Source organism: Photobacterium sp. AWH4_225 (assembly GCF_056158405.1).
Window position 1 is genome coordinate 1,245,121 of record NZ_JBSWTF010000001.1, and the last position, 22,502, is coordinate 1,267,622.

At 50.5% G+C, this 22,502-nt stretch carries 19 protein-coding genes; 11 read left to right on the forward strand and 8 right to left on the reverse strand.

Annotated features, from left to right (window positions below; translation table 11 throughout):
* The first annotated feature begins 13 nt into the window (after positions 1-13).
* The 3 genes from torC (at position 14) to ACXAD4_RS06110 (ending at position 4,385) form a co-directional block, all read left to right on the forward strand.
* A complete protein-coding gene (gene torC / locus ACXAD4_RS06100) occupies positions 14-1,198 on the forward strand; it encodes a pentaheme c-type cytochrome TorC (RefSeq protein WP_475239612.1) in 1,185 nt (394 codons plus the stop codon).
* Between the two features lie 23 nt (positions 1,199-1,221).
* Positions 1,222-3,711 carry a trimethylamine-N-oxide reductase TorA gene (gene torA, locus ACXAD4_RS06105; RefSeq protein ID WP_475239615.1) on the forward strand — a complete coding sequence of 830 codons (2,490 nt, stop codon included), beginning with the start codon at positions 1,222-1,224 and terminating at the stop codon, positions 3,709-3,711.
* Positions 3,712-3,944: 233 nt separating this feature from the next.
* Positions 3,945-4,385 (forward strand): group II truncated hemoglobin, encoded by a 441-nt coding sequence (locus ACXAD4_RS06110; RefSeq protein WP_475239617.1) that lies wholly within the window; start codon positions 3,945-3,947, stop codon positions 4,383-4,385.
* Between the two features lie 76 nt (positions 4,386-4,461).
* Here ACXAD4_RS06110 and ACXAD4_RS06115 read toward each other — a convergent pair whose 3' ends face one another.
* From ACXAD4_RS06115 to ACXAD4_RS06130, 4 genes are read right to left on the reverse strand one after another with little or no spacing between them, the layout of a single operon-like run.
* Positions 4,462-5,367 (reverse strand): LysR family transcriptional regulator, encoded by a 906-nt coding sequence (locus ACXAD4_RS06115; RefSeq protein WP_475239620.1) that lies wholly within the window; start codon positions 5,365-5,367, stop codon positions 4,462-4,464.
* Between the two features lie 22 nt (positions 5,368-5,389).
* Positions 5,390-6,145 (reverse strand): LutC/YkgG family protein, encoded by a 756-nt coding sequence (locus tag ACXAD4_RS06120; protein WP_475239622.1) that lies wholly within the window; start codon positions 6,143-6,145, stop codon positions 5,390-5,392.
* Between the two features lie 2 nt (positions 6,146-6,147).
* A complete protein-coding gene (locus tag ACXAD4_RS06125; protein ID WP_475239625.1) occupies positions 6,148-7,572 on the reverse strand; it encodes a LutB/LldF family L-lactate oxidation iron-sulfur protein in 1,425 nt (474 codons plus the stop codon).
* Between the two features lie 13 nt (positions 7,573-7,585).
* On the reverse strand, positions 7,586-8,305 hold the full coding sequence (locus ACXAD4_RS06130; protein ID WP_475239626.1) for a (Fe-S)-binding protein: 720 nt from the start codon (positions 8,303-8,305) through the stop codon (positions 7,586-7,588).
* Between the two features lie 598 nt (positions 8,306-8,903).
* Here ACXAD4_RS06130 and ACXAD4_RS06135 point away from each other — a divergent pair.
* Positions 8,904-9,692 carry a TSUP family transporter gene (locus ACXAD4_RS06135; RefSeq protein WP_475239629.1) on the forward strand — a complete coding sequence of 263 codons (789 nt, stop codon included), beginning with the start codon at positions 8,904-8,906 and terminating at the stop codon, positions 9,690-9,692.
* 56 nt (positions 9,693-9,748) lie between these two features.
* Here the strand turns inward: ACXAD4_RS06135 and cuyB are convergent, their stop codons facing one another.
* Entirely contained in the window at positions 9,749-10,459 is a 711-nt protein-coding gene (gene cuyB, locus ACXAD4_RS06140) for a cysteate racemase (protein WP_475239632.1), read from the reverse strand.
* 205 nt (positions 10,460-10,664) lie between these two features.
* Between cuyB and ACXAD4_RS06145 the strand changes: the two genes are divergently transcribed.
* Positions 10,665-11,555: a LysR substrate-binding domain-containing protein gene (locus ACXAD4_RS06145; RefSeq protein ID WP_475239634.1), complete on the forward strand. Its 891-nt coding sequence runs from the start codon at positions 10,665-10,667 to the stop codon at positions 11,553-11,555.
* A 76-nt stretch (positions 11,556-11,631) separates the two neighbouring features.
* Here ACXAD4_RS06145 and ACXAD4_RS06150 read toward each other — a convergent pair whose 3' ends face one another.
* Positions 11,632-12,933 (reverse strand): anaerobic C4-dicarboxylate transporter, encoded by a 1,302-nt coding sequence (locus tag ACXAD4_RS06150; protein WP_475239636.1) that lies wholly within the window; start codon positions 12,931-12,933, stop codon positions 11,632-11,634.
* 383 nt (positions 12,934-13,316) lie between these two features.
* Between ACXAD4_RS06150 and ACXAD4_RS06155 the strand changes: the two genes are divergently transcribed.
* A complete protein-coding gene (locus ACXAD4_RS06155) occupies positions 13,317-14,087 on the forward strand; it encodes a TSUP family transporter (RefSeq protein ID WP_475239638.1) in 771 nt (256 codons plus the stop codon).
* Here the strand turns inward: ACXAD4_RS06155 and ACXAD4_RS06160 are convergent.
* Together ACXAD4_RS06160 and ACXAD4_RS06165 are read right to left on the reverse strand one after the other, a co-directional pair.
* A complete protein-coding gene (locus ACXAD4_RS06160) occupies positions 14,047-14,892 on the reverse strand; it encodes a LysR family transcriptional regulator (protein WP_475239640.1) in 846 nt (281 codons plus the stop codon). The two genes, ACXAD4_RS06155 and ACXAD4_RS06160, sit on opposite strands and share 41 nt — an antisense overlap.
* Before the next feature lie 27 nt (positions 14,893-14,919).
* Complete coding sequence (locus ACXAD4_RS06165) at positions 14,920-15,405, reverse strand: MarR family winged helix-turn-helix transcriptional regulator (protein ID WP_475239642.1); 486 nt, start codon at positions 15,403-15,405, stop codon at positions 14,920-14,922.
* 265 nt (positions 15,406-15,670) lie between these two features.
* On the opposite strand from ACXAD4_RS06165, the gene ACXAD4_RS06170 reads away from it, so the two are divergent.
* The 5 genes from ACXAD4_RS06170 (at position 15,671) to ACXAD4_RS06190 (ending at position 22,458) form a co-directional block, all read left to right on the forward strand.
* Positions 15,671-16,900, forward strand: a complete 1,230-nt coding sequence (locus ACXAD4_RS06170; protein ID WP_475242723.1) for an imelysin family protein — start codon at positions 15,671-15,673, stop codon at positions 16,898-16,900.
* Positions 16,901-16,981: 81 nt separating this feature from the next.
* Positions 16,982-18,412: a di-heme oxidoreductase family protein gene (locus tag ACXAD4_RS06175; RefSeq protein ID WP_475239645.1), complete on the forward strand. Its 1,431-nt coding sequence runs from the start codon at positions 16,982-16,984 to the stop codon at positions 18,410-18,412.
* Positions 18,413-18,425: 13 nt separating this feature from the next.
* Positions 18,426-19,433, forward strand: coding sequence for an imelysin family protein (locus ACXAD4_RS06180; RefSeq protein WP_475239647.1), 1,008 nt, complete (start codon positions 18,426-18,428; stop codon positions 19,431-19,433).
* Positions 19,414-20,583 carry a DUF1513 domain-containing protein gene (locus ACXAD4_RS06185; protein WP_475239650.1) on the forward strand — a complete coding sequence of 390 codons (1,170 nt, stop codon included), beginning with the start codon at positions 19,414-19,416 and terminating at the stop codon, positions 20,581-20,583. Before ACXAD4_RS06180 ends, ACXAD4_RS06185 begins: the two co-directional genes overlap by 20 nt.
* A 192-nt stretch (positions 20,584-20,775) precedes the next feature.
* The gene (locus ACXAD4_RS06190) at positions 20,776-22,458 is read left to right on the forward strand and encodes a L,D-transpeptidase family protein (RefSeq protein WP_475239652.1); all 1,683 of its coding nucleotides are present in this window, start codon (positions 20,776-20,778) and stop codon (positions 22,456-22,458) included.
* Positions 22,459-22,502 lie beyond the last annotated feature (44 nt).

Below are 22,502 nucleotides of genomic sequence, written 5' to 3' on the forward strand. Positions count from 1 at the left end.
TAGGTAGAACACTATGATGAACGCGTTGAAAAAGCTGTGGGCGACGTTTTGGCGTCCAGCAGTGCATATTAGTTTGGGCGTGTTGACACTCGGCGGTTTTATTGCCGGGATCATTTTCTGGGGGGGCTTTAACACCGCCCTTGAAATGACCAATACCGAGAAGTTCTGTATAGGTTGCCATGAAATGCGTGACAATGTTTACGAAGAGCTTCAAGAAACCGTGCACTGGTCAAATCATTCCGGTGTCAGGGCAACCTGCCCAGACTGCCATGTGCCCCATAATTGGACCGATAAAATCGCTCGGAAAATGCAAGCCAGTAAAGAGGTATACGGCGCAATTTTCGGAACGATCAATACTCGGGAAAAATTCCTGGAAAAACGCCTAGAGCTTGCCAACCACGAGTGGGAGCGTTTTGCTGCCAATGGCTCGTTGGAGTGTAAAAACTGCCATAACTACGACAGCATGAAGTGGGACGAGATGTCAGATTTGGCCCGTACCCAAATGCAGCAAGCGGCTGAGCGTGATCAGAGCTGTATGGATTGCCACAAAGGGATAGCCCATGAGCTGCCGGGCAACATGGAACTCTCTGGCGGCATGGTTCAGCAGTTGGTACAGAAGGCGGGCAATACCTCTTTCAAAGAGGGTGAAAGCTACTTCAGTGTCCGTTACCTCCCTATGTACGAAGATGAAGCCCTTACCATTGATGGTGGCCAGCTCAACCCGGCTTCTGAAGTGAAAGTGGTGCAGGTCAAAGACAATGCAGTGCAGGTTGAAATTGCCGGCTGGCGTAAAACCAAAGGCTTTGGTCGGGTGATCAACGAAGACTTCGGCCTCAATATTCCTACCGCAGCACTGAGTAAAGATGCGGCATTGAGTGACACCTTAGTGGAGAAATTCGAAGAGAAAGAAGATGAATTAACAGGCTTGGGCTGGCAGCGGGTGACCGTGAAACTCTGGATGCCGAAAGAGTCTTTGCTTGATGATGTAGAGGAAATCTGGGCTGAGGCAAGACCTGCCTATAACAACAACTGTAGTACTTGTCATACACAGCCTGCAGAAAATCACTTCGATGCAAATACATGGCCGGGTATGTTCAACGGTATGTTGGCGTTCGTCAACCTCGACCGTGACAGTGAAGCCTTAGTGCTGAAATACCTACAGAAACATTCATCAGATTTTTCTGATGGCGGCCATTAAAAGAAGCGAAGCGAGGTAAGAACATGTCTCTGAGTCGACGTCAATTTTTATCAGGGTTGGTCACCACCAGTGCGGTTGGTGTTATTGGTCCGAGTCTACTCACCTCAGTTGCCCGTGCTGCCGAGGAGGTGTCATCACCGTATTCGGCAGATGGAATTTGGAAAACCACGGGCTCCCACTGGGGTGCATTCCGCGCCAAAATTTATAACGGTAAGGTGGTAGAGATCAAACCGTTGGAGCGGGATAAATACCCGACGGACATGATCAACGGGATCAAGGGGATTATCTATAACCCTTCCCGCGTCCGTTATCCAATGATCCGCTTGGACTGGCTTAAGAAGCACAAATACAGCGGTGACACCCGCGGTAACAACCGTTTTATCCGGGTAACCTGGGACGAAGCGCTGGATATCTTCTATAACGAGCTGGAGCGAATCCAGAAAGACTATGGCCCATGGGCCTTGCACGCCGGGATGACCGGTTGGCGCCAAACCGGCCAGTTCCACAGCTGTGGTAACCACATGCAACGTGCCGTGGGGATGCACGGTAACTTTATGACCAAAGTCGGGGATTACTCAACCGGTGCCGGCCAGACCATCATGCCTTACGTACTGGGCTCGACCGAGGTCTATGCCCAAGGGACGTCTTGGCCGGATATTCTGGAAAACAGTAAAACCGTGATCCTATGGGCCAACGATCCGGTTAAGAATACCCAGGTTGGCTGGCAATGTGAGACCCATGATTCCTACATGTATTACGAGCAGCTCAAGGACAAGGTAGCCAAGGGCGAGATCAAAGTGATCTCGGTCGATCCGGTTAAGTCGAAAAGCCAGAACTACTTGGGTTGCGATCAGCTGTATGTGAACCCGCAGACGGATGTGCCGTTCATGTTGGCGATTGCCCATACCTTGTACAAAGAAGAGCTCTACGATAAAGCCTTTATCGAAACCTATGCCTTGGGTTTTGATGAGTTTATCCCTTACGTGTTGGGTGAAAGCAAAGACAAAGTAGAGAAAACCCCTGAGTGGGCCGAGCCTATCTGTGGTGTGAAAGCCGATGAGATCCGTGAGTTCGCCCGCTTGCTGGCAAAAGATCGTACCCAGATAATCTTTGGCTGGGCGGTACAACGCCAGCAGCACGGTGAGCAGCCGTACTGGATGGGGGCGGTTATCGCGACCATGTTGGGACAGATCGGTCTGCCGGGTGGCGGTATCTCTTATTCTCACCACTACAGCGGGGTGGGGATCCCACCAACCGGGGCTGCAGGGCCTGGTGGTTTCCCGCGTAATGTCGATGAAGGCAAGAAACCTAAGTGGGATAATAGCGACTTTAAAGGCTACAGCCGGACTATCCCGGTTGCACGCTGGATTGATGCAATTCTAGAGCCGGGTAAAGAAATCAATTACAACGGATCGAAAGTGGTGTTACCGGACACCAAGATGTTGGTGGTCAGCGGTTGTAACCCATGGCACCACCATCAAGACCGTAACCGGATGAAAACTGCTTTTCAGAAACTGCAAACTGTGGTGACGATTGATTTTGCCTGGACAGCGACATGCCGCTTCTCCGATATCGTTCTGCCTGCCTGTACTCAGTTCGAACGTAATGATATCGACTTGTACGGCGCCTATTCGGGCACAGGTATATTAGCGATGCACAAGTTGGTGGATCCGCTTTATCAGTCGCGTACCGACTTTGATATCTTTACCGATTTCTGCCGCCGCTTCGGTCGCAACAAGGAATATACCCGTGGCATGGATGAGATGGAATGGGTGCGCTCGCTCTATGACGAGTGCCGAGAGGCCAACAAAGCCAATTTTGAAATGCCGGAATTCGATGAGTTCTGGGAAGTTGGGCAGGCTGGTTGGGTTGACTTTGGCGAGGGCAAAAACTTTGTCCGCCATGCAGATTTCCGCGAAGACCCTGAAATTAATCCACTCGGTACTCCATCAGGCTTTATTGAGATCTACAGTCGCAAGATAGCCAGCTATAACTACGAGCATTGTCAGGGCCATCCAATGTGGTTTGAAAAAGCCGAGCGTTCGCACGGTGGGCCGGGTTCAGACAAGTTTCCGCTCTGGTTGCAGTCCTGCCACCCGGACAAGCGTTTACACTCACAGATGTGTGAATCAGATGAATACCGAGCCACTTATGCGGTTCAAGATCGTGAGCCGGTTTATATCAGCCCGGAAGACGCCAAAGCTCGCGGTATCAATGATGGCGACTTGGTTAGGGTGTTCAATGACCGCGGACAGCTATTAGCTGGGGCTGTGGTGTCTGATGATTACCCACCGGGCGTGATCCGGATCCATGAAGGGGCATGGTATGGTCCGCTCAGCGAGAGGCTGGGGGCAATTGATACCTATGGCGACCCTAACACCTTGACCATGGATGTCGGCTCTTCAGAGTTAGCACAAGCAACCAGTGCCAACACCGTAGTGGCTGATATCGAGAAGTTCAAAGGTGAGGTACCGCCGGTGACAGCCTTTGGTGGGCCGATTATTGAAACCTGAAGGCCTTAGCCATTTAGCTGTTATCCATGGCCTAGCATGACTGGATGAAAAGTTATAACCCGTCGTCCATGGCGGGTTATTTTTTTTGCTTGGTCATCACGCTTTTCCGCTTGGTTATCTCAGTGTACTTTGACACTGGTTTCTGAGATGTAACACAGCGCCTGCCTGCAGATTTCCCGTATAATTGGACTATTGATAAATCTGAAAGTGTTAGCAGACAGTTGTAGTTAAACATGAAGCCTTACAGACCCAATGATTACACAGTACAAGAAAGAACCGCACCGGATTACACGGTAGCGGGAGTTGCTTTTGAAGCCGCCGGTGGTGAAGAAGGTGTCCGAGCGTTGGTAGAGTCCTTCTACCGTCATATGGATACCTTGCCGCAGGCAAAGAAGGTGCGTGAAATGCATGATGCAGATCTCAGCGAGTCTATTGATAAGCTAACCACCTTCCTTGTTGGTTGGCTTGGTGGACCTGCTCGCTATGAAGAGAAGTTCGGAATGATGAATCTTCCCGGCGCTCATCGTCATCTGGCTATTGGGGTGTCAGAGAAAGAAGCTTGGCTGCACTGTATGCAAAAAGCATTGGATGAGCAGGGCTATGACGAACTGTTCAAGCGCCATATCATGGTCCAGTTATCATTCCCTGCTGAAATGTGTCGGAATAGAACCTAGAAACAAGATCCTAGATCCTGGAACCTAGAGTTAACAGCTTAGAGCCAATCCTTACAAATAGATCTTAAAACCAGTTCTAAAACCGCTCTTTCATCGTCATGTAGTGTTCACGAATGTGTTCAATCAAAGCTTGGATACGTTTGGGCGGTTGCTTGGTATAAGGGTAGACCGCATAGATCCCCACCACTTTGCCGGCATGCTCCGGCAACAGTTCCACTAAATCGCCACTTTGCAGATCGTCATAGACCAAGCAAGTTGGCAGGTAGGCGATGCCATTGCCAGCCAGTGCTGCTTTGCGCAGGCCGGCGGCATTGTCACTGGAGAAGTTACCATTGACTTTCATGGTGTAGGTATCGTCGCTATTGCGCAGGAAAAGCCAGTCAAATGGTCCGGTACTTTGCTGGGTATAGCCTAAGCAGTTATGGTGTTTGAGTGCCTTTGGCGATTCCGGCATACCGAACTGTTCAAGGTAGCCAGGCGTTGCACAAATCACCCACCTTGAGTTGAAGATATGGCGGGCGATGAGGCTGGAGTCCTCAAGGTAGCCTGTTCTTATCACCAAGTCATAGTTTTGCGCGACCAAGTCGACAAACTGGTTGTCCATCGACATATCGATGGTGAGTCCGGGGTGGTTTTGGCAAAAGTCAGACAGGGCTTTGGACAATAATAGCTCGCCGGAGATGGTCGGTACCGAAATCCGAATATGCCCCGACAAGGCCTCACTGTAGCCCGTTACCGAATCAAAGGCAGATTGCGCTACCAGACGGACTTCTTTTGCCCGCTGGTAGAGGATAGAGCCTGGCTCGGTCAGTGTCAGCCTGCGGGTGGTCCGGTACATCAGCTGTACCCCTAACTCTTGCTCAAGTTTGCTGATCCGCTTGCTCACTACCGATTTGGTGATGTTGTTGAGCTCGGCGACCTTGCTGAAGGAGCCGTGCTCGATAACTTGGGCAAAAAGTACCAGATCGTCAATCTGCGCCATGAATACCTACTTTAACTGTCTGTTATAGGTCATCAATAATGACATAGGTAGCATAGACTGGGCCATGGACTCCGACCACCTTTATAAGCTCGATATCAGCCGTCGAGCTAGGCCCCGAGATAAAGTTCACACAGGACGGTAGGCGTTCGCCTTGCTCGGCTTTTTTGTGCAGCTCAGCGGTCGCTTGGGTCAAGCGGGCAACCAGTGCACTTTTGGGTAACACAAACACCGAGGCTTCAGGCAACAAGCTGATAGCACGCCCTTGTGCTGGTTGGCTATACAGCACCATAGTACCGGACTCAGCCAGCGCTTGCTCCGCGTAGACAATACCTACCTTGGCACGTTCGGCAATCTCAATATTCGGCCCGTAGCCAAGCTGAGTATTCCATACATGGACAATATGCTCGTCAGTATCGAGTTGCTCGGGATCAAATAACTCGAGCAAGCGCGGATCGGCAGAGACCAAAGTTTCGCTCGGCGCGGCTAATGGCGTGTTAGCGTGGCTAGGAGCCGTTTCATCCATACAGTAATCAGCACAAACTTGACGCAGAGTTTCCGTTAACTCGGCCTTTGTAGTGACGTGTGCTTGGGCACCCAGCGCCTTGTGGGTGTAATCAATCAGAATTTGCTTGAGCTCATTTTTGCTCTTCCCTGCCATGACGTCCTGATGGCAGGTATAGCGTAGTGAAGGGCGCTCGACAGGCGTTGTTTGCCGTGGCCGCCCCAGCTTGGCGGCGATGTTATCGAGAAAGCGGTCGCGGTTGATGATATCGCTCATGTTCAAGACTCCGGGGTAGATTGTCTGTTTTTAAACCAGCTGCGGAATGACTGACCGTCTGGTTGAGGCAGATCTCTTGCTTCTGTCCACTCACCGATCGCACCTACCTGCAGAGGTAGCTTGCCTTTTCGGATCAGGCCGCTGGCCAAGGTGGCTCCGACTTTCACGGTTTTATCCCATAACAATGGCTTGGCATTGATAATATTGAATGCGGCCACACTCATTCGCTCCGATAGCGGGGTCATACCTTGTTCTGCCATTTTCTGCCGGTGCTTGAGCAGTAGATCTGACAGTGGGATTTTGACTGGGCAGACATCATGGCAAGCCTTGCATAGGCTGCAGGCATACGGCAGCTCTTTGAAGTCCTCATAACCACCAAGCAATGGTGACAGTACCGCGCCAATCGGCCCTGAATAAATTGAGCCGTACGACTGGCCTCCGATATGGCGGTAGGCCGGGCAGGTGTTGACACAGGCGGCACAGCGTACACAGCGCAGGATATCTTTGAACTCCGATCCCAAGATATCAGAGCGACCATTATCAACGATGACTAAATGGAACTCTTCCGGGCCATCAAGGTGACTTTCTTCCCTTGGGCCGGTCAAGGCCGTGACATAACCGGTCAGAGGTAGGCCGACCGCACTGCGGCATAGCAGGCTGATCACAATATCCAACTCTTCGAAGGTAGGGACGATCCGCTCCATGCCCATGACCGCAATATGGGTCTTTGGTAGGCTGGTCGCTAGGCGGGCATTCCCCTCGTTGGTCACCAGTGTTACGGTGCCTGATTCGGCAACCGCAAAATTACAGCCGGTAATGCCAATATCGGCTTCCAGGAAGTCATGGCGAATATAGTCGCGGACATAGCGGGTGAGGGCTTCTGGCTCCTCACTGCCTTGATAACCAATTTTGTCGCGGAATATATCGCGGATTTGGTAGCGGTTTTTGTGCAGTGCGGGCACGACGATATGCGACGGGGCGTCGTAGTCATCCACTTGCAGGATATACTCGCCAAGGTCGGTTTCGACCACATCGCAGCCGTTGCGCTCAATCATCGCATTGAGGCTGATTTCTTCGGTCACCATGGATTTGGATTTAACCACTTTCTTGGCATTTTTATCCTGGATGATGGATTCGATATAGGCAGTGGCCTCTTGGGCGGTTTGGGCAAAGAACACCTTGCCGCCGTTACGGCTGACACTCTCGCTCAGCTGGTGGAGGTAGTAATCCAGGTTTTCCAGAACATGGTTGCGGATATCCATGCCCATTTCACGCCATTGCTCCCAGTTGCCCAATTTGTCGGCGGCTACTTGGCGGTTGGTGAACATTCGGGTTTGCGCATTGGCGACGGATTCACGCATGAAGGTATCTTGCATCTGGACTTCGATGCGTTGTTTGAATTGGGTGCTGCTGGTTTTCATCGACATTGTATTTCCTCCCTCAGCGGCTCATCAGCACATCGACGATGTGCATGACTTTGATGGGCTTGCCTTCGCGGCTGATACGGCCGCCGATATTCATCAGGCAGCTAATGTCTGCGCCAATCAGGTAGTCAGGCTCGACGGCGCTGATATGACCGACTTTTTCTTTGACCATCTCGCCGGAAATCTCGGACATCTTGATGGAGAAGGTACCGCCGAAGCCGCAGCAGGTTTCCTGGTGGTTAATCGGCAGCAGGGTCAGCCCGTCGACTTGCTCAAGCAGCTTGATCGGCTCTTCACGTACATTGAGCTTGCGGATCAGGCTGCAGGAAGGGTGGTAAACCGCGCGGCCGTTTAGCTTGGCGCCGAGCTGGGTCACATCCAGCTGGTTGACGATAAACTGGGTCAGTTCGAAGAAACGGTCGGCGACCTGTTGCGCTCGCATTGCCCATTCCGGCTCATCAGCCAGGTATTCCGGGTAGCGCTTGATAGAAGCGACGCAGGAGCCCGCTGGGGAAACAATTGGGTATTCATTGGCTTCAAAGGCCGTGATGAGGTTTTTCATCCCTTTTTTGCTGTCATTGATGTAGCCAGAGTTGAGTGAAGGTTGGGCACAACAGCCTTGCTGCTCTGGGAAGATGACTTCACAGCCGAGTTGCTCCAGCAGTAATACACTTTTTTTGGCGACTTCCGCCTTGACGGTATCGCACAGGCAGGTGGCGAATAGGTTGACCTTCATACGTGCTCCAGTGCTTGGGGTGAAGTGGCTAGCAGGCTAACGCTTCACTCTTTGTAATTTTGTTTACAGGGTGTAACGAAATGGTGTTATAGGAAGAATATTGTAGGGAATCGCAGCCTTTGCGCTACGCTTTTTTATAGCTATAAATACGCTAATCAAGGCAAATTTGGCCGGCTAAAGGAAATGAAAAAATCAACATCAAGAGCTATTTATAATTAAAATAGTCACTTATGAATCGCACAGTTGAATAGATGAAAAGTGATTAATCAACTTTTGGAAACAATGATTTTGTATCCCTGCACTAATGCTGTGGTTAAATCTGCCGCTGTTTCGCCAGTGATAAGCAAAAGGCTAGATAACCTGCCGGTGCTCCCGCGCTGCAATGTTTGTAAAATAACGACAAAATGGCGTATTCCTTTTCTATAAAGAAATTTAATTACTGACTCTGCGAATCCAACCTATTAAAAACGGGAATAGGTCGCTATCCGTATTTTCATTTTTCTTTTTGCTGGCAATCCGTATTCTATCGTGCCTTTGGGGGGCTTTGCTCCATTGGCCGTTTGCTTGTCGCTGTGTTTTATTTTGTGTTGGAAGTTGTATGGAATTTTCTTGGGAAATTATCGGGGCTTTGTTTTTGGTTGCTAGCCTTGCCGGCTTTATTGATGCCCTTGCTGGCGGCGGTGGTATGCTGACAGTACCCGCTTTACTTGCGGCAGGGCTTCCTCCTGCTCAGGCTTTGGCGACCAATAAGCTGCAAAGTTCATTCGGTAGTTTTTCGGCTTCCCTCTATTTTGTTCGCAATGGCTTGGTCAAACTAAGCGAGATGCGTTTGGCCATCTTGTGCACCTTTGTTGGCTCTGCCGCAGGCGCTTTGCTTGTCCAGTATATGGATGCCAGTACACTCACCAAGGTGATCCCGGCACTGCTGGTGGTGATTGCACTGTATTTCCTGTTTGCGCCTGAAGCAGGCGAAGGTGGCGGTAAGCCAAAGCTAAGCCAAGCGGGGTTTGCTTTGACCGTTGGTACCGGGATAGGTTTTTACGATGGTTTCTTTGGTCCGGGTACTGGCTCGCTGTTTGCCGTTTGTTTTGTGGTCATCGCCCAGCTGGGCATTGTCGAGGCGACGGCTAAAACCAAGGTGCTTAACTTTACCTCTAACTTTGCTGCACTGCTGTTTTTTGTCGCTGCCGGATTGCCAGTGTGGGAAATCGGTTTAGTGATGGCATTAGGCGGCTTTATCGGTGCAAGGTTAGGTGCGAAGGTGGTCGTGACCAAAGGGCGAAAATTAATCCGCCCATTGGTGGTGACAGTGTCCATGGTCATGGCAGTGAAGCTACTGGCCGAAGACCACCCCCAGTGGCTGGATACTATTGTTTCGTTTGTGTAACCACTTGCCTTTCGTCTAGCCAACTGACGTGCTTGTGATTGCTAGTTTTTAGTTTGTTAAGCTACGAGCTCGGCAGTGTCAGCCGTTGCCCAGTCAATACAGGCTTTTGCCAAGATATTGAGCGAGTCGAGGCATTGCTCTGGCTGGTTAAACACGGTTTCAGCCAGGGCGACGGGGATCTCGGTACACCCCAGGATAACAGCATCAGCACCTTGTTCTAGCAGGGAATCAAATACCGGTTTCATTAACTGGTGACCCTGTTTGACATCTCCAGCTTTAACGGCATAGATGCCATCCATCACGGCTTGTTGCTGGTCTTGTTCCGGGGCAACGGCAGCAATTTGTTTTTGAGCCAGCTTCGTCTCGTACATCCTCGTTGTCATGGTCGCGGAAGTGGCCATGATCCCCACTTTTGTGTAGCCACGCTGTTTAGCTTCATCGACCACACTATCGAGAATACTGATCATATGCACCCGGCAGGTATTGCTCAATCGAGGGTACCAATAATGGGCGGTATTGCATGGCATGACGATACATTCGGCCCCAGCCTGTTCGAGTTGCTCCATGCCTTGCTTCAGAGCTGGGTAGGGATCATCGCCGTTGCTGATCAGGAAAGCGGTACGGTCAGGGATTTGCGGGTTATTACTAACCAGCATAGGAATATGTTGTTGGTCGCTGCTGGCTGGTGTCTGCGCGATGATTTTTTGCATGAACTCGACAGTGGCTAGTGGCCCCATTCCGCCCAATATACCTAATTTCCTGCTCATCTTATTGTTCCTACAGTATTTTCCACTGAGTTCACTATAGGGGAGTGAGGTGGTGGTGAGAAATGCCGTTGCTGAGCCGGTTATGCATAATCGGTATGGGGAGATGCTGAATTTGTGATCTGAGTGGCTTGAAACAGCTCTGTATGTGCTAATGGGTTCGTTATACTGCCGCAGCCGAGGTTAGGGAAAAACGTGTTGTACCGTTATGAACATAGAAAGTAAGTGGTTGGAAGACTTTTTGGTGTTGGCTGAAGTGAGGAATTTCTCGCTGGCCGCAGAAAAACGCAATGTTACCCAGCCTGCATTTAGCCGGCGTATCAAGGCGCTGGAGCAGACGGTCGGTGCAGAGTTGATTGACCGCAGCAAGACGCCAGTTGCATTGACCGCCAGCGGGCGGTTGTTCCGTATTACTGCCCGTACTTTGATCAACCAAATGATGGATGGTATTGGTCAGCTATCTGATCTATCCAAGTTGGGCGGCAATAATGTCCGGGTGGCGGCAGCCCACTCGTTGGCAACCAGTCTAGTGCCGTCGATTCAATCGGAGTTGATGGCCGGCAAGCATAAGCCGATATTGAGCGTCGAGGCGATCGATGTCGATGAAGCCATTGAAGAACTTCAAGAAGGGGGCTGTGATATTCTGTTGGCCTTCGATGATGAGCTGTTGCGCCTACCACCTTACCAGTCATTGCAAGTTGGCCAAGCTGAGCTATTGCCTGTTTGTGCCTGTGATGAGGCTGGTAAACCGCTCTACAACATTACCCCGGACTCTGAAGTTCCTTGGCTTGCCTATAGTCCGAGCTCATACATGGGGCGGCAAGTTGAAGTGGTCAGGGAGCAAGTGAACTTACACCCTGTGTTTTCATCTTCCATGACAGACTTGCTCAAGACATTGGCATTACAAGGGCTTGGTGTGGCATGGTTGCCGGACTATGCCATCAAGCAGGACTTGGCAAATGGCAAGGTGGCGATACTCGGTGATGAGTCACTGCGCCTCCCGATCACTTACTACGCCTATCGCTATCAAGCCCGCTTGCACCCTGCGGGCGAGCAAGTGTGGCAGGCATTGCGGCTACATGCTGAAAAGCAGGTCTAACCGTGAACAAATAAAAATGAAAAAGCGAAGCGCCAAATGGCGCTTCGCTTTTTTCTAGTGGCCTGTTTATTACCTATTACACAATCATAGGGGCCAGCAAAAAGCCGCATACAGTTGATACCGCCACACCAATCAAGCCAGGCATCAAGAATGGGTGGTCGAAGATATTCTTGCCCATTCGGGTTGAACCGGTGGAGTCGAACTCTATGGCTGCCAGCGATGTTGGATAGGTAGGAAGAACAAACACCCCGGTAACCGCGACGAATGAAGCTAGGATCGCCCAGTGCGGTACCTGCAGGCTCAGAGCCAACGGGATGATCAGTGGTGTTGTCGCGCCTTGTGAAAGAAGTAAAGTGCAAGTACCGAATAGCACCAGTGATAGTAGCATCGGGTAGGATTGCAACAATGAACCAGCAAATTCTTTGATTTCAGGAAGGTAGGCGTTCACCATGGTTGAGCCCATAGTGACAATGCCAAGGATAACCGCCACAGAACTCATACCTGAGCGGAATGTGGTGGTACGGATGATCTTCTCCGGATCAACCTTGCACATCGGAACCATCAAGCAAGCAACGGCGAACATCGACACAATAATGATATCGCGGGTCGACATCATGCTGCCATCGGCAAAATGTGGGCGCAATACAGGAAATGCGGCATAAAACACAATGGCAATGGTCGCAAGCAGGAACAGCATAACCGAGTATTTGGCTTTCGGTTCAAGGGTGAGGTTTTGCTGTTGTTTCTGATCTTGGGCTTGCTGTAGGCGGGTGAGGTAAACAGGGTCATCTTTTAGCTCGCAGCCTTGGCGTGACGCAATGAAGGCACCGACCATCGCAGCGATGAAAGACGCAGGTAGGCAGACTGCCATAATTTCCAGAAAGCTGACACCGATTGGCTCCATGATTGAAATCATAGCTGCCATTGCGGCGGAAATAGGGGAGCCGGAAATCGCGACCTGTGAGGCCACCACAGCACCTGCCAAAGGCCGAGAAGGGCGCACACCGATCTCTTTGGCGACTTCAGAAATCACCGGCAAGGTTGAAAACACTGTGTAACCAGTTCCTGCCATGATGGTCATCAGCCAGGTGATCATCGGTGCCAGAAAGCAGATGTATTTCGGGTTACGGCGCATCAGGTTGCCAGCATGGTGAACCAGCCAATCCATCCCGCCCGCGGCCTGCATAGTCGATGCCGCGGTTACCACCGCCATGATGATCAAGATGACGTTGACGGCAGGGGCGCTCGGTTCAAGGCCAAAGCCTAGGGTGAGAATTGCCAACCCTAAACCCCCAGCAAGCCCGACTCCGAGCCCGCCCATTTTGAGTCCCCAGTATATGCAGCCTAATACGACCAACAGCTCTATTACTACTAACATAATTTTCCTGTCCGTTTGAAATGATAAAACCTTGAATTACTTGTGGGTATGGTGCGCAAACGAAAAAGAGCTGTTAAATGCCAAATATTGCTTTTCAATACCGAATCGGCATAGGCGAAGCCGATAAACTGGGACAGGGTTAACAGACGACAATAGATTTCAGTGTTTTTGGTCAAAATAGCATCGTCAAAAGGTTATTAATTACGCAGAAGTTATTATGTTTTTTAACATTATGCATTGGGCTTTTTGTGATCTTTGTTTAACCAATTCCAAACTGGAATGGGTTGTGGTCCGTCGTTTCGCTGTTCGATGATAGGTACAGATGGTATTTTCCAGCCCCAGAACTCAAGAACTCAAGAACTTAACGAAAGAGAAATGTCTACATGGAGTTGTCATTAGAAGTATTGGGACTGCTGTTTTTAGTCGCTGGTCTAGCAGGTTTCATTGATGCAATTGCCGGAGGTGGCGGTTTGCTGACTGTACCCGCTTTGCTTGCCGCAGGCGTACCGCCAACCCAGGCGTTGGCGACCAATAAACTGCAGGGTTCATTTGGTAGCTTTTCTGCCTCGTTGTATTTTGTCCGTAATGGTTTGGTCAGTTTGGGTGAGATGCGCAATGCGATTATCTTTACCTTCATTGGCGCCGCCACTGGCGCAGAGCTTGTCCAGCGTATTGATGCCGGTGTGCTAACGCAGTTGATCCCCATTCTGTTGGTTTGTATTTCGCTGTATTTCTTGTTTGCCCCTCAGGTCGGGCAAGGTGGCGGTAAGCCAAAGATGTCTGAGAACCTTTTTGCTTTGAGTGTTGGTACCAGTATTGGTTTCTATGATGGTTTCTTCGGTCCGGGAGCGGGTGCATTGTATACCATCTGCTTTGTCGCGATTGCCCAGTTCGGACTGGTGGAGGCCACGGCACGAACCAAGATATTGAATTTCACTTCTAACTTTGCCGCCTTATTGTTTTTTATCTTTGCAGGCCTGCCGGTATGGGAGATTGGGATCATCATGGCTGTTGGTGGGTTTATTGGCGCGCGTATGGGAGCGAAAGTGGTCATTTCCAAGGGGCGGAAGTTGATCCGGCCGATGGTCGTCATTACCTCAATGTGTATGGCTATTAAACTGTTAGTTGAACAGAACCCGCAATGGTTTCAATAAGCTTACGTGTTCGGGGAGCTTGGAGACTGCTTTGGCGATAGCATAGCTGTACCGGGCGCGTTAGTGCATCCAGAAATGGAAAATGGTGGCAGTGGTGATGGGCAATTTTGAGTGTATTAACGATCGAAATGGGTACCAGCGCCGCTGCGACGCCACTCAAGGCCAGCTGTGCAGCAGCCGTATAAGAGTCCATTTCCATGTAAGGGGCAATAGCAGCTTTCTGTAAAGAACTGACCTGATTGGCGTTGGCTGGGTTTTTCAAGTCATTGACTAGCAACTGGCTCGGCTGTTGGTCAAGCCTTTCTCTGCTAACAACCGAAAACGGTTCGTCGAACAAGTGGGTAACCGCCAACCCATGCTGAGGAGGCAAGTGACCAGCGCAAAACCCTACAGCGGCATCGCCTGATTGCACCTTCTCTACAATGATGGGGGTGTGGTGGGTGCTGATGGCAAGGTAGGGATCGTGCTGGATATAACCGCCCATTACTGGCGCTAGATAGCCTGCAACCAGGGTTTCTGAGCAGGCTAAATGGATAACGGTACGATCATTGACATCGAGCTGATCAAAAATCTGCCCTTTAAGGGCCTTGAATCCCGGCTCGACCGCAGCAATGAGCTGCAAAGCGTCGGCAGTCAGTTTGATCCGACGGCCATCCGGTTCAATCAGCTTCTTGCCGATCCGCTGCTCCAGTTTAGCAATACGCTTGCTGATCGCACTCTGACTGAGGTAAAGCCGGCTGCCTGCTTTGCTCATGGTGCCTTCTTGGGCCAGTACCAATAACGTTTCAATGCCTTCGAGTAGCAAGCGCGATATTCCTTCAATTGGTGCCGGTTAGCGGTCGGTTTCTTGCTTGGTAATACTACCGGTTTCTAGCATCGCGGCCACATCAAGGTGCTCGGCATTCATCATCGAAGAAATGCGCTGTACGGAAGATAGCAGTAGCGACTGTTCCCATTCCTCCAAACGCTGGAAGCGGGCAACAAAGTCCTCTTGTAGAGGAGGCGGTGCTTTCGCTAATAATTCTTTACCTTCATCAGTGAGATAGGCGTGGACTTTGCGCTTGTCCAGTTTGCTACGTTCACGGATCACCAAACTACGCTTTTCCAAACGATCAAGGATCGTGGTCGCGGTCGCCTGGCTCATATTGGTATTATTGGAAAGCTGACGGATAGTCACTTCGCCGGAATCGCGTATTGCGCGCATCAATACCAGCTGCGGGCCTGTCAAACCAGCCAGTTTATTCAATTTGCGCGAATGCAGATCGATGGCTCGGATGATTTGTCGCAGGGCAATCAAGACTTCTTCGTGCTTGTCCATATTACTCTCCTAAATAGTGCTCGGCGAAATTACAACAAACGGACCAAAGTTGGAAGCCTTACTTTTCATAATGTTGTCTCGATCTGATTTGTCATTGGATATAGCAGCAATCGAATGCTTAGCAAAAGGTGTTTACATTTCCTTACAATCTTAGTTATCATTATTGGAATAAAAATAATTCTCACTTTCGTTATCGTTAGTGGTTATAAAACAGCTTTCACATGGATGAAAAATAATGAAGACTCAATTTTCTCGTAATTTGATTATGGCTGCTATCTTGGCGGTACCTGCCATGGCAAATGCTACAGCTGTAACTAAAGATCAGGTCGTTTCCCACTATGCCGATCTTGCTCACAGTGTATTCAGTGATTCACTGACCACAGCACAAGGTCTGGACAAGGCTATTGATGCCTTTATCGCTTCGCCATCCCAAGAGACCCTCGATAAAGCCCGTGCAGCGTGGAAAGCATCCCGTGTTCCTTACCAGCAATCTGAAGTGTTCCGCTTTGGTAACGCGGTGGTTGATGACTGGGAAGGTCAGCTTAATGCTTGGCCGCTGGATGAAGGCTTGATCGATTACGTAGCCGATGACTACCAATATGAGCTGGGCAATGAAGGTGCCAATGCGAATATTGTTGCTAACAAATCATTACAGGTGGGTAATCAGCAGGTTGATACATCAAAAATCACACCGGAGCTTTTGGCTGATCTGAATGAAATTGGTGGCTCTGAAGCGAACGTGGCAACAGGTTACCACGCGATTGAGTTTTTGTTGTGGGGGCAGGATTTGAACGGGACAGAATCCGGTGCCGGTCAGCGAGCGTATACGGATTTCGCTTACGGTGAAGACTGTACCAATGGTAACTGTGAGCGCCGCCGTGACTACCTTAAAGCTGCGTCTGTATTGCTGCAAAACGACTTGAGCTGGATGACCCAGCAATGGTCTCCGGAAGTGAAAGATAACTACCGTGCCGAGTTAATGGCAGATTCAGCGGATAACGGTCTGCGTAAGATGCTATTTGGTATGGGTTCACTGTCTTTGGGTGAACTGGCCGGTGAGCGCATGAAAGTGGCACTGGAAGCGAACTCAACGGAAGACGAGCACGATTGTTTCTCTGACAACACCCACAACTCTCATTACTACAATGAGCAGGGCATCTACAACGTCTACACCGGTACCTACATGCGAGTGAACGGTACTTTGGTATCAGGCCCAAGCATTCACGACCTAGTTGCGAGCAAAGACAAGCAAGCGGCTATAGCAATTCAGGCTGATTTCGATCGTGCCCGCAGCCAGGTATACACCTTGGTTGAGTCTGCTGAAAAGCAAGATCAAGCTTTTGATCAGCTGATTGCTGCTGGTAACCAAAAAGGTAATGCATTGGTGAATGAGTCGATCATGGCATTGGTTAAGCAGACAGCCAGCATTGAGCAAGCTGCGTCAATCATCGGCATCAGCAACCTGAACCCAGATACCGCGGATCACCAGTTCTAATTCTGGTCAACCCCCTCAAATGACCAAGGGCTCGAAAGAGCCCTTTCGTGATCATTATAATTACAGCTCGAGCGATGAATAATGAAGTTGCCTTTCACGTTTAAAGCAGCCGGATTGCTGCTATCAACATTGATTTCTTTCTCTGCAGCACAAGCCAAAGACAGCCCGTTATCGGCAGAAGATATCTTGGCTATGAAGTCGGGTGGCGAGACGACCGTCAGAAAAAAGGGTGCTAATGCCTTTTCCCTCCCTGCAGCCAACCTACCGCTGTCCAAGCGGCTTGATTTTAGCGTGGGTAACAGTTTTTTCCGTAACCCTTGGGTTCAGGCGCCTGCTACTACTGATGCCCGTGATGGATTGGGTCCTCTATTTAATACCAATGGTTGTCAGAACTGCCATATCAAAGATGGCCGAGGCCATCCGCCAGAGCAAGGGGACAGCAACGCCGTATCTATGCTGGTCCGCTTGAGCATTCCGGCGCAAACCGCCGAGCAGAAACAAGCCATTATCAAACACGGAGTGATTCCCGATCCCATTTATGGCGGACAGTTACAGGACTTCTCACTATCAGGTGCCAAGCCCGAAGGCCAAATTAATCTGACCTACCAAGATGTACCAGTAACCGTGGCTGATGGCGAAGTGATCATGCTGCGAAAGCCGCAGTTGGCCATCACCGATTTAAATTATGGCCCGATGCACCCGCAGGTGATGATGTCGGCCCGTGTCGCTCCACCCATGATTGGCCTGGGGCTGCTAGAGCTGATCCCGGAGCAAACATTAGAGCAGATTGCCAGGGAGCAGCAGGCAGCAGAACAAGGGATCTCCGGCAAGTTAAACCGGGTGTGGGATGTCGAAGCGCAGGGTTTTGCCGTTGGTCGCTTTGGTTGGAAAGCCGGACAACCTAGCCTGATGCAGCAAAATGCCGCTGCGTTCAATGGCGATCTTGGGCTGACCAGTGAGCTATTCCCGGCAGAGAATTGCTCTGACCTGCAACAGGTTTGTGAGCAGTTGCCCAATGGCGGCAAGCCTGAAGTGAGTCGAAATGTACTGACCTTTGTGGAGTTTTATTCCCGCCACTTGGCTGTTCCTGCTCGGCGTAACGTGAGTGACCCTCAAGTCATTAAAGGTGAGGCGTTGTTTGCCGAAGTTGGCTGCCAAAGTTGCCATGTTACCCAAATCACAACTGCCAAAAGTACTGATACTCCAGCCTTGTCTGAACAGTTGATCAACCCTTATACCGATCTTTTGCTTCATGACATGGGTGAAGGCTTGGCGGATAACCGCGGTGAGTATCTTGCCAATGGTCGAGAATGGCGAACAGCTCCGCTATGGGGTTTGGGGTATACCGAGGAAGTTAACGGTCATACTAATTTGCTTCATGATGGCCGGGCTCGCAATGTGATGGAAGCGATTCTGTGGCACGGCGGTGAAGCGCAGATGAGCCGCGATAAGGTTGTGTCTCTTTCGAAAACAGACCGAGAGGCGTTAGTCTCTTTTCTTCATTCGCTCTAGGAGCTAGATAGAGATGAACAAACGTGTAATTGTCCTGTCGATGTTGTCGGCAGCTATTTTGGTTGGTTGCAAAAGCGATGTGGTTGGTACTAGCGAAGCCATTCACCAGCAGCACCTCAGTGCTGCCAGCCAGTTCTATTCGGCAACAAGCGAGTTGAACAACGCAATGGCAACGCTCTGTGCGCAAGGAAACGACGAAGAACTAGAAACCGCGCAGTTGGCTTGGACGAAGACTATGCAAAGCTGGATGGTATTTCAGGGCCGTGAAAAGGGTAGCGAAGAAGCGCTGGCTCTCAGCTGGCAAATTCAGTTTTGGCCAGACAAGAAAAATACCACTGGGCGTAAGCTCGGTCAGTTATTAAAACAAGATACAGCTTGGAGTGCTTCGGATTTAGCCAGTCAAAGTGTTGCTGTGCAGGGCTTGGGAGCGGCAGAGTGGTTTCTCTATGAACAACCACAGGCTCTGAAGACAGAAGCCGGTTGCCAATTGGCTGAGGCGGTAACTGCCTATATCGATCAAAGTGGTAAGGCATTGGTGAACGCTTGGCAAGCTGATCCATGGCAAGCGATGACGCCTGAACTAGCTCTAGGTGAATACCTCGGAGCCTTGAATAACCAGCTGGATTACAGCATCAAAAAACTGCAACGGCCAATGGGCAAGCCTGGGCACCCTAAACCCTATCAGGCAGAGTCATGGCGCTCGGGCACCTCGATGGTCAACCTCAAGGCCAGCGTGGCGGCGATGCAGCAGTTGTACATTGCTAACGGGCAAGGTTTGGATCAATTGCTCCGCGATAAAGGGTATGCCGGAACCGCCGATCGCCTGACAGAGCAGTTTGCCAACCTATTGGCAAGCTGGCCTGCCGAGCCGTCGATGACTGTCATGCTGAAAAGCAGAGAGGGATATCGCCAACTGATTTCAATTTTTAATGGGTTGGAATATATAAAGTGGACGCTGCAGGACGAAGTGGCACCGGAGCTGGGAATCGTTGTGGGGTTCAATGCAACCGATGGTGACTGATCAAACACGGCGCCGGTTGTTGCTGGGCGCTTTGGGCAGCGTTGCGCTGCGCCCCTTGGCTACCGTTGTGGCGGGTGGTTCATTGACGACTAGTGTCCTGACAGGTTGTAGTCATGCTCAACCAAGTGCCTTGGACAATAAGATCGATTCATCGCAGGCAACCATTATTGGCTGCAGCCGCCATTCAGATGGTCGTTTTGGTGTTGTGGTGGCAGATAGCAATGGACTGCCGCTTTATCAATTGCCCCTGCCAGATCGTGGCCATGGGGTAGCCTTGCAGCCAAACGGTAACTTGGCAGCAGCGTTTAGCCGCCGGCCTGGTAGTTATTTGCAAGTCTTTGATTATCGCACCGGGCAGGCATGGCCAATCTATACCGCTCCTTACGACCGGCATTTTTATGGTCATGGGATGTTTTCGCCCGATGGCAAACTGCTGTACACCACTGAAGGGGTTCGTCAAACCAGCGAGGGGATCATCGGTGTGTATGAGGTCGGTAGCTCAGCATCAGCGAAGCTTAAAAAAGTCGCTGAGTTCAGCGGATTTGGGATAGGCCCGCATGAAGTGGTTCTGGCGGATGAGCAAACGCTAGCGGTGGGTGTCGGCGGGGTACACACTCGAGGGCGGACACCTCTGAATTTGGATTCGATGCAACCGGCTTTGGTCTACCTTGATCGGGCAACAGGTGAAATCGTCGACAAAGCGGTATTGGCTGACAAGCAGCTCAGTATCCGCCACTTGAGTGTGACGGATACCGGAGAGATTGCCTGCGGACAGCAGTATCGAGGATTGCCCGTAGATGCCGCACCTTTGGTTGCGTTGCACCGTCGTGGAGAAGGCGAAGTTCTCAAACCGCTATTGGCCGAGGAAGAGCAGTGGCTCAGGTTCAATCATTACATTGCCAGTATTGCCAGCCTTGATGGTTATTTACTGGCAACCTCACCACGAGGCAATTGTTATGGAATATGGCAAGAGGACAGCCGTGAGCTGGTTGAACTGCGGCCTCTGGTTGATGCTTCTGGAGTTGGTGTCAAGGATGGAAAGTGGTTAGTTGGCTCGGGAGCCGGAAAAGTCCTATCAATTAGTCCATCGCAGCAAATGACGTCAGTACAGAGCCCCGTGATGTGGGATAACCATTGGAATATTCTGTAAAATTTTTAAGGAAGCGTTCAAGCACCAAAATGGTGCTGGTAGATTGTTGTCCCAATAATAACAAAATATGTCAAATATCCTGACAGGTGTCAGGATTTGAAACATTACCAACTGGCAGTGACGGCTAAATTTAGTCCGTTATACATCAAACTTGCCATAATTATGATAACGGCAATGAGGAGTCAGTTGGTAATGTTAAAGCTCAGTCGTCTGGGGCTTGTCCTGATGTGTGTCTTCTCTCAGGTGAACCATGCCGAAGAAGAAACCTGGCCAGTACAGCCTTTATCTGCAAGAGATCAGCTGGAGCAGCAGTTTTCTGATGATATCCTGCAGCAGAAGAAAGCCCGTCAATGGGTACATGAAGTCGCCAACGATATAGCGGCTATCCGCTATGTGGATGAGTTGGCCGATCTGTACCAGAGTATTGGCTTTGTTCCGCTATGGCAGGATACCTTCACTGCCAGTGATTTCGAGCAGCAGTTACGTATGGTGGTGTTGTCGAATATCAGTAGTGATTTCAACCGCCGCTATTCCCTACTCAAACATTACAAACAAGCAAACGACTGGCGCCAATATGATTTGTTGGCCACTGATACCTTGTTTGCCTACATGAGTTATGTAGAAGGGATCCCAACCTATGGCAAAGGCTGGCTGTTTGGCGCAGGGGTTGATCCTAAGCTGCCGATGCCCTCCGAGGCGACCTTATCACGGCTATATAACGCGATAGACACTGAGCGGTTGCGCTTCTATGTCAACAGCCTCAAACCCGATGATGAAAACTATACCCGGTTGCTTTTGGCGATTGATGCCCTTGAGCCTGCCGCCAGTGATAGCTGGCCGGGGTTCTACCAGCCAGGGATCATCCGGCTCGGCACCAGGCTGAGGGATCCTGATGCGTTGATCTCCATTCTTGAACAGCTTGGTGACCTACGTGATTTCGAAGCAGACCAGATCCGGGCTGCCGGCGTTCGTACTTACAACATTGATATGGCTAATGCGGTGAAAAGCTTTCAGCGCCGCCATGGCTTGAAGGAAGATGGCGTGATTGGTCCGCAAACCCGGCAATGGCTGGCGATATCGCCGCAGTCACGCATTCGGGTTTTGGCGCTCAATGCCCAGCGTACCCGTTTATGGCCTTCTGATGCTTCGTCGTTACTGGTGGTGAATATTCCCAATTACGAGCTTAGCCTATGGCTCAATGACCGGCATGTGCTGGACAGTAAAGTCATAGTGGGCAGGCCAAGTCGCCGGACTCCGTTGATGACTACCAATGTTTCGTCTGTGGTGTTCAATCCATACTGGAATGTGCCGATGTCAATCATGCGCAAGGATATCTTGCCTAAGGCACGAAGAGACAGAGGGTACCTGCACCGTAATGGCTTTGCCGTGATCAGAAGCTGGCAGAGCTCTGAGCAAATACCTATCCATACCATCGACTGGCGCATCGTCAATGCCAAACAGTTCCCTTATCGGTTGCGGCAAAAGCCCGGGCGGAAAAATGCTTTGGGTCTGTATAAATTCAATATGCCTAATGACCATGCTATCTACCTGCACGATACCCCAGCCAAGAGCTTGTTCGCCAAAGAGACCAGGGCATTCAGTTCCGGGTGTGTCAGGGTAGAGCAGGCGGGTAATTTGGCGATGATCCTGTTGAACCATTCGGGAGTGTCAGAGCAAAGAGTCAACCAGCTTAAGGCACGTACGAAAACCAAGACAGTTGGCTTGTCCAACAAGGTCAAGATACAGGTGATCTACCAGACCGCATGGGTCGATAATGAGGGCTTGGTAAACTATCGCAATGATGTTTACGACTATGACAAGTTTGTCGCGATGTCGCAAAACCAAGAATTATTTACATCTCTTTACACTGAATAAAATGCTTTCACGTCAATAATTAGGCAGCTTTTGGTCAAAAAGCT

Excerpts from the sequence above, each read along its gene's own strand:
- ACXAD4_RS06115 (WP_475239620.1), bottom strand. The coding sequence starts at position 5,367 with ATGGCGCAGATTGACGATCTGGTACTTTTTGCCCAAGTTATCGAGCAC.
- ACXAD4_RS06155 (WP_475239638.1), top strand. The coding sequence starts at position 13,317 with ATGGAGTTGTCATTAGAAGTATTGGGACTGCTGTTTTTAGTCGCTGGT.
- ACXAD4_RS06190 (WP_475239652.1), top strand. The coding sequence starts at position 20,776 with ATGTTAAAGCTCAGTCGTCTGGGGCTTGTCCTGATGTGTGTCTTCTCT.
- ACXAD4_RS06180 (WP_475239647.1), top strand. The coding sequence starts at position 18,426 with ATGAACAAACGTGTAATTGTCCTGTCGATGTTGTCGGCAGCTATTTTG.
- ACXAD4_RS06175 (WP_475239645.1), top strand. The coding sequence starts at position 16,982 with ATGAAGTTGCCTTTCACGTTTAAAGCAGCCGGATTGCTGCTATCAACA.
- ACXAD4_RS06150 (WP_475239636.1), bottom strand. The coding sequence starts at position 12,933 with ATGTTAGTAGTAATAGAGCTGTTGGTCGTATTAGGCTGCATATACTGG.
- ACXAD4_RS06185 (WP_475239650.1), top strand. The coding sequence starts at position 19,414 with ATGCAACCGATGGTGACTGATCAAACACGGCGCCGGTTGTTGCTGGGC.
- torC (WP_475239612.1), top strand. The coding sequence starts at position 14 with ATGATGAACGCGTTGAAAAAGCTGTGGGCGACGTTTTGGCGTCCAGCA.
- ACXAD4_RS06135 (WP_475239629.1), top strand. The coding sequence starts at position 8,904 with ATGGAATTTTCTTGGGAAATTATCGGGGCTTTGTTTTTGGTTGCTAGC.
- cuyB (WP_475239632.1), bottom strand. The coding sequence starts at position 10,459 with ATGAGCAGGAAATTAGGTATATTGGGCGGAATGGGGCCACTAGCCACT.
- ACXAD4_RS06110 (WP_475239617.1), top strand. The coding sequence starts at position 3,945 with ATGAAGCCTTACAGACCCAATGATTACACAGTACAAGAAAGAACCGCA.
- ACXAD4_RS06125 (WP_475239625.1), bottom strand. The coding sequence starts at position 7,572 with ATGTCGATGAAAACCAGCAGCACCCAATTCAAACAACGCATCGAAGTC.
- ACXAD4_RS06165 (WP_475239642.1), bottom strand. The coding sequence starts at position 15,405 with ATGGACAAGCACGAAGAAGTCTTGATTGCCCTGCGACAAATCATCCGA.
- ACXAD4_RS06130 (WP_475239626.1), bottom strand. The coding sequence starts at position 8,305 with ATGAAGGTCAACCTATTCGCCACCTGCCTGTGCGATACCGTCAAGGCG.
- ACXAD4_RS06170 (WP_475242723.1), top strand. The coding sequence starts at position 15,671 with ATGGCTGCTATCTTGGCGGTACCTGCCATGGCAAATGCTACAGCTGTA.
- ACXAD4_RS06120 (WP_475239622.1), bottom strand. The coding sequence starts at position 6,145 with ATGAGCGATATCATCAACCGCGACCGCTTTCTCGATAACATCGCCGCC.
- torA (WP_475239615.1), top strand. The coding sequence starts at position 1,222 with ATGTCTCTGAGTCGACGTCAATTTTTATCAGGGTTGGTCACCACCAGT.
- ACXAD4_RS06145 (WP_475239634.1), top strand. The coding sequence starts at position 10,665 with ATGAACATAGAAAGTAAGTGGTTGGAAGACTTTTTGGTGTTGGCTGAA.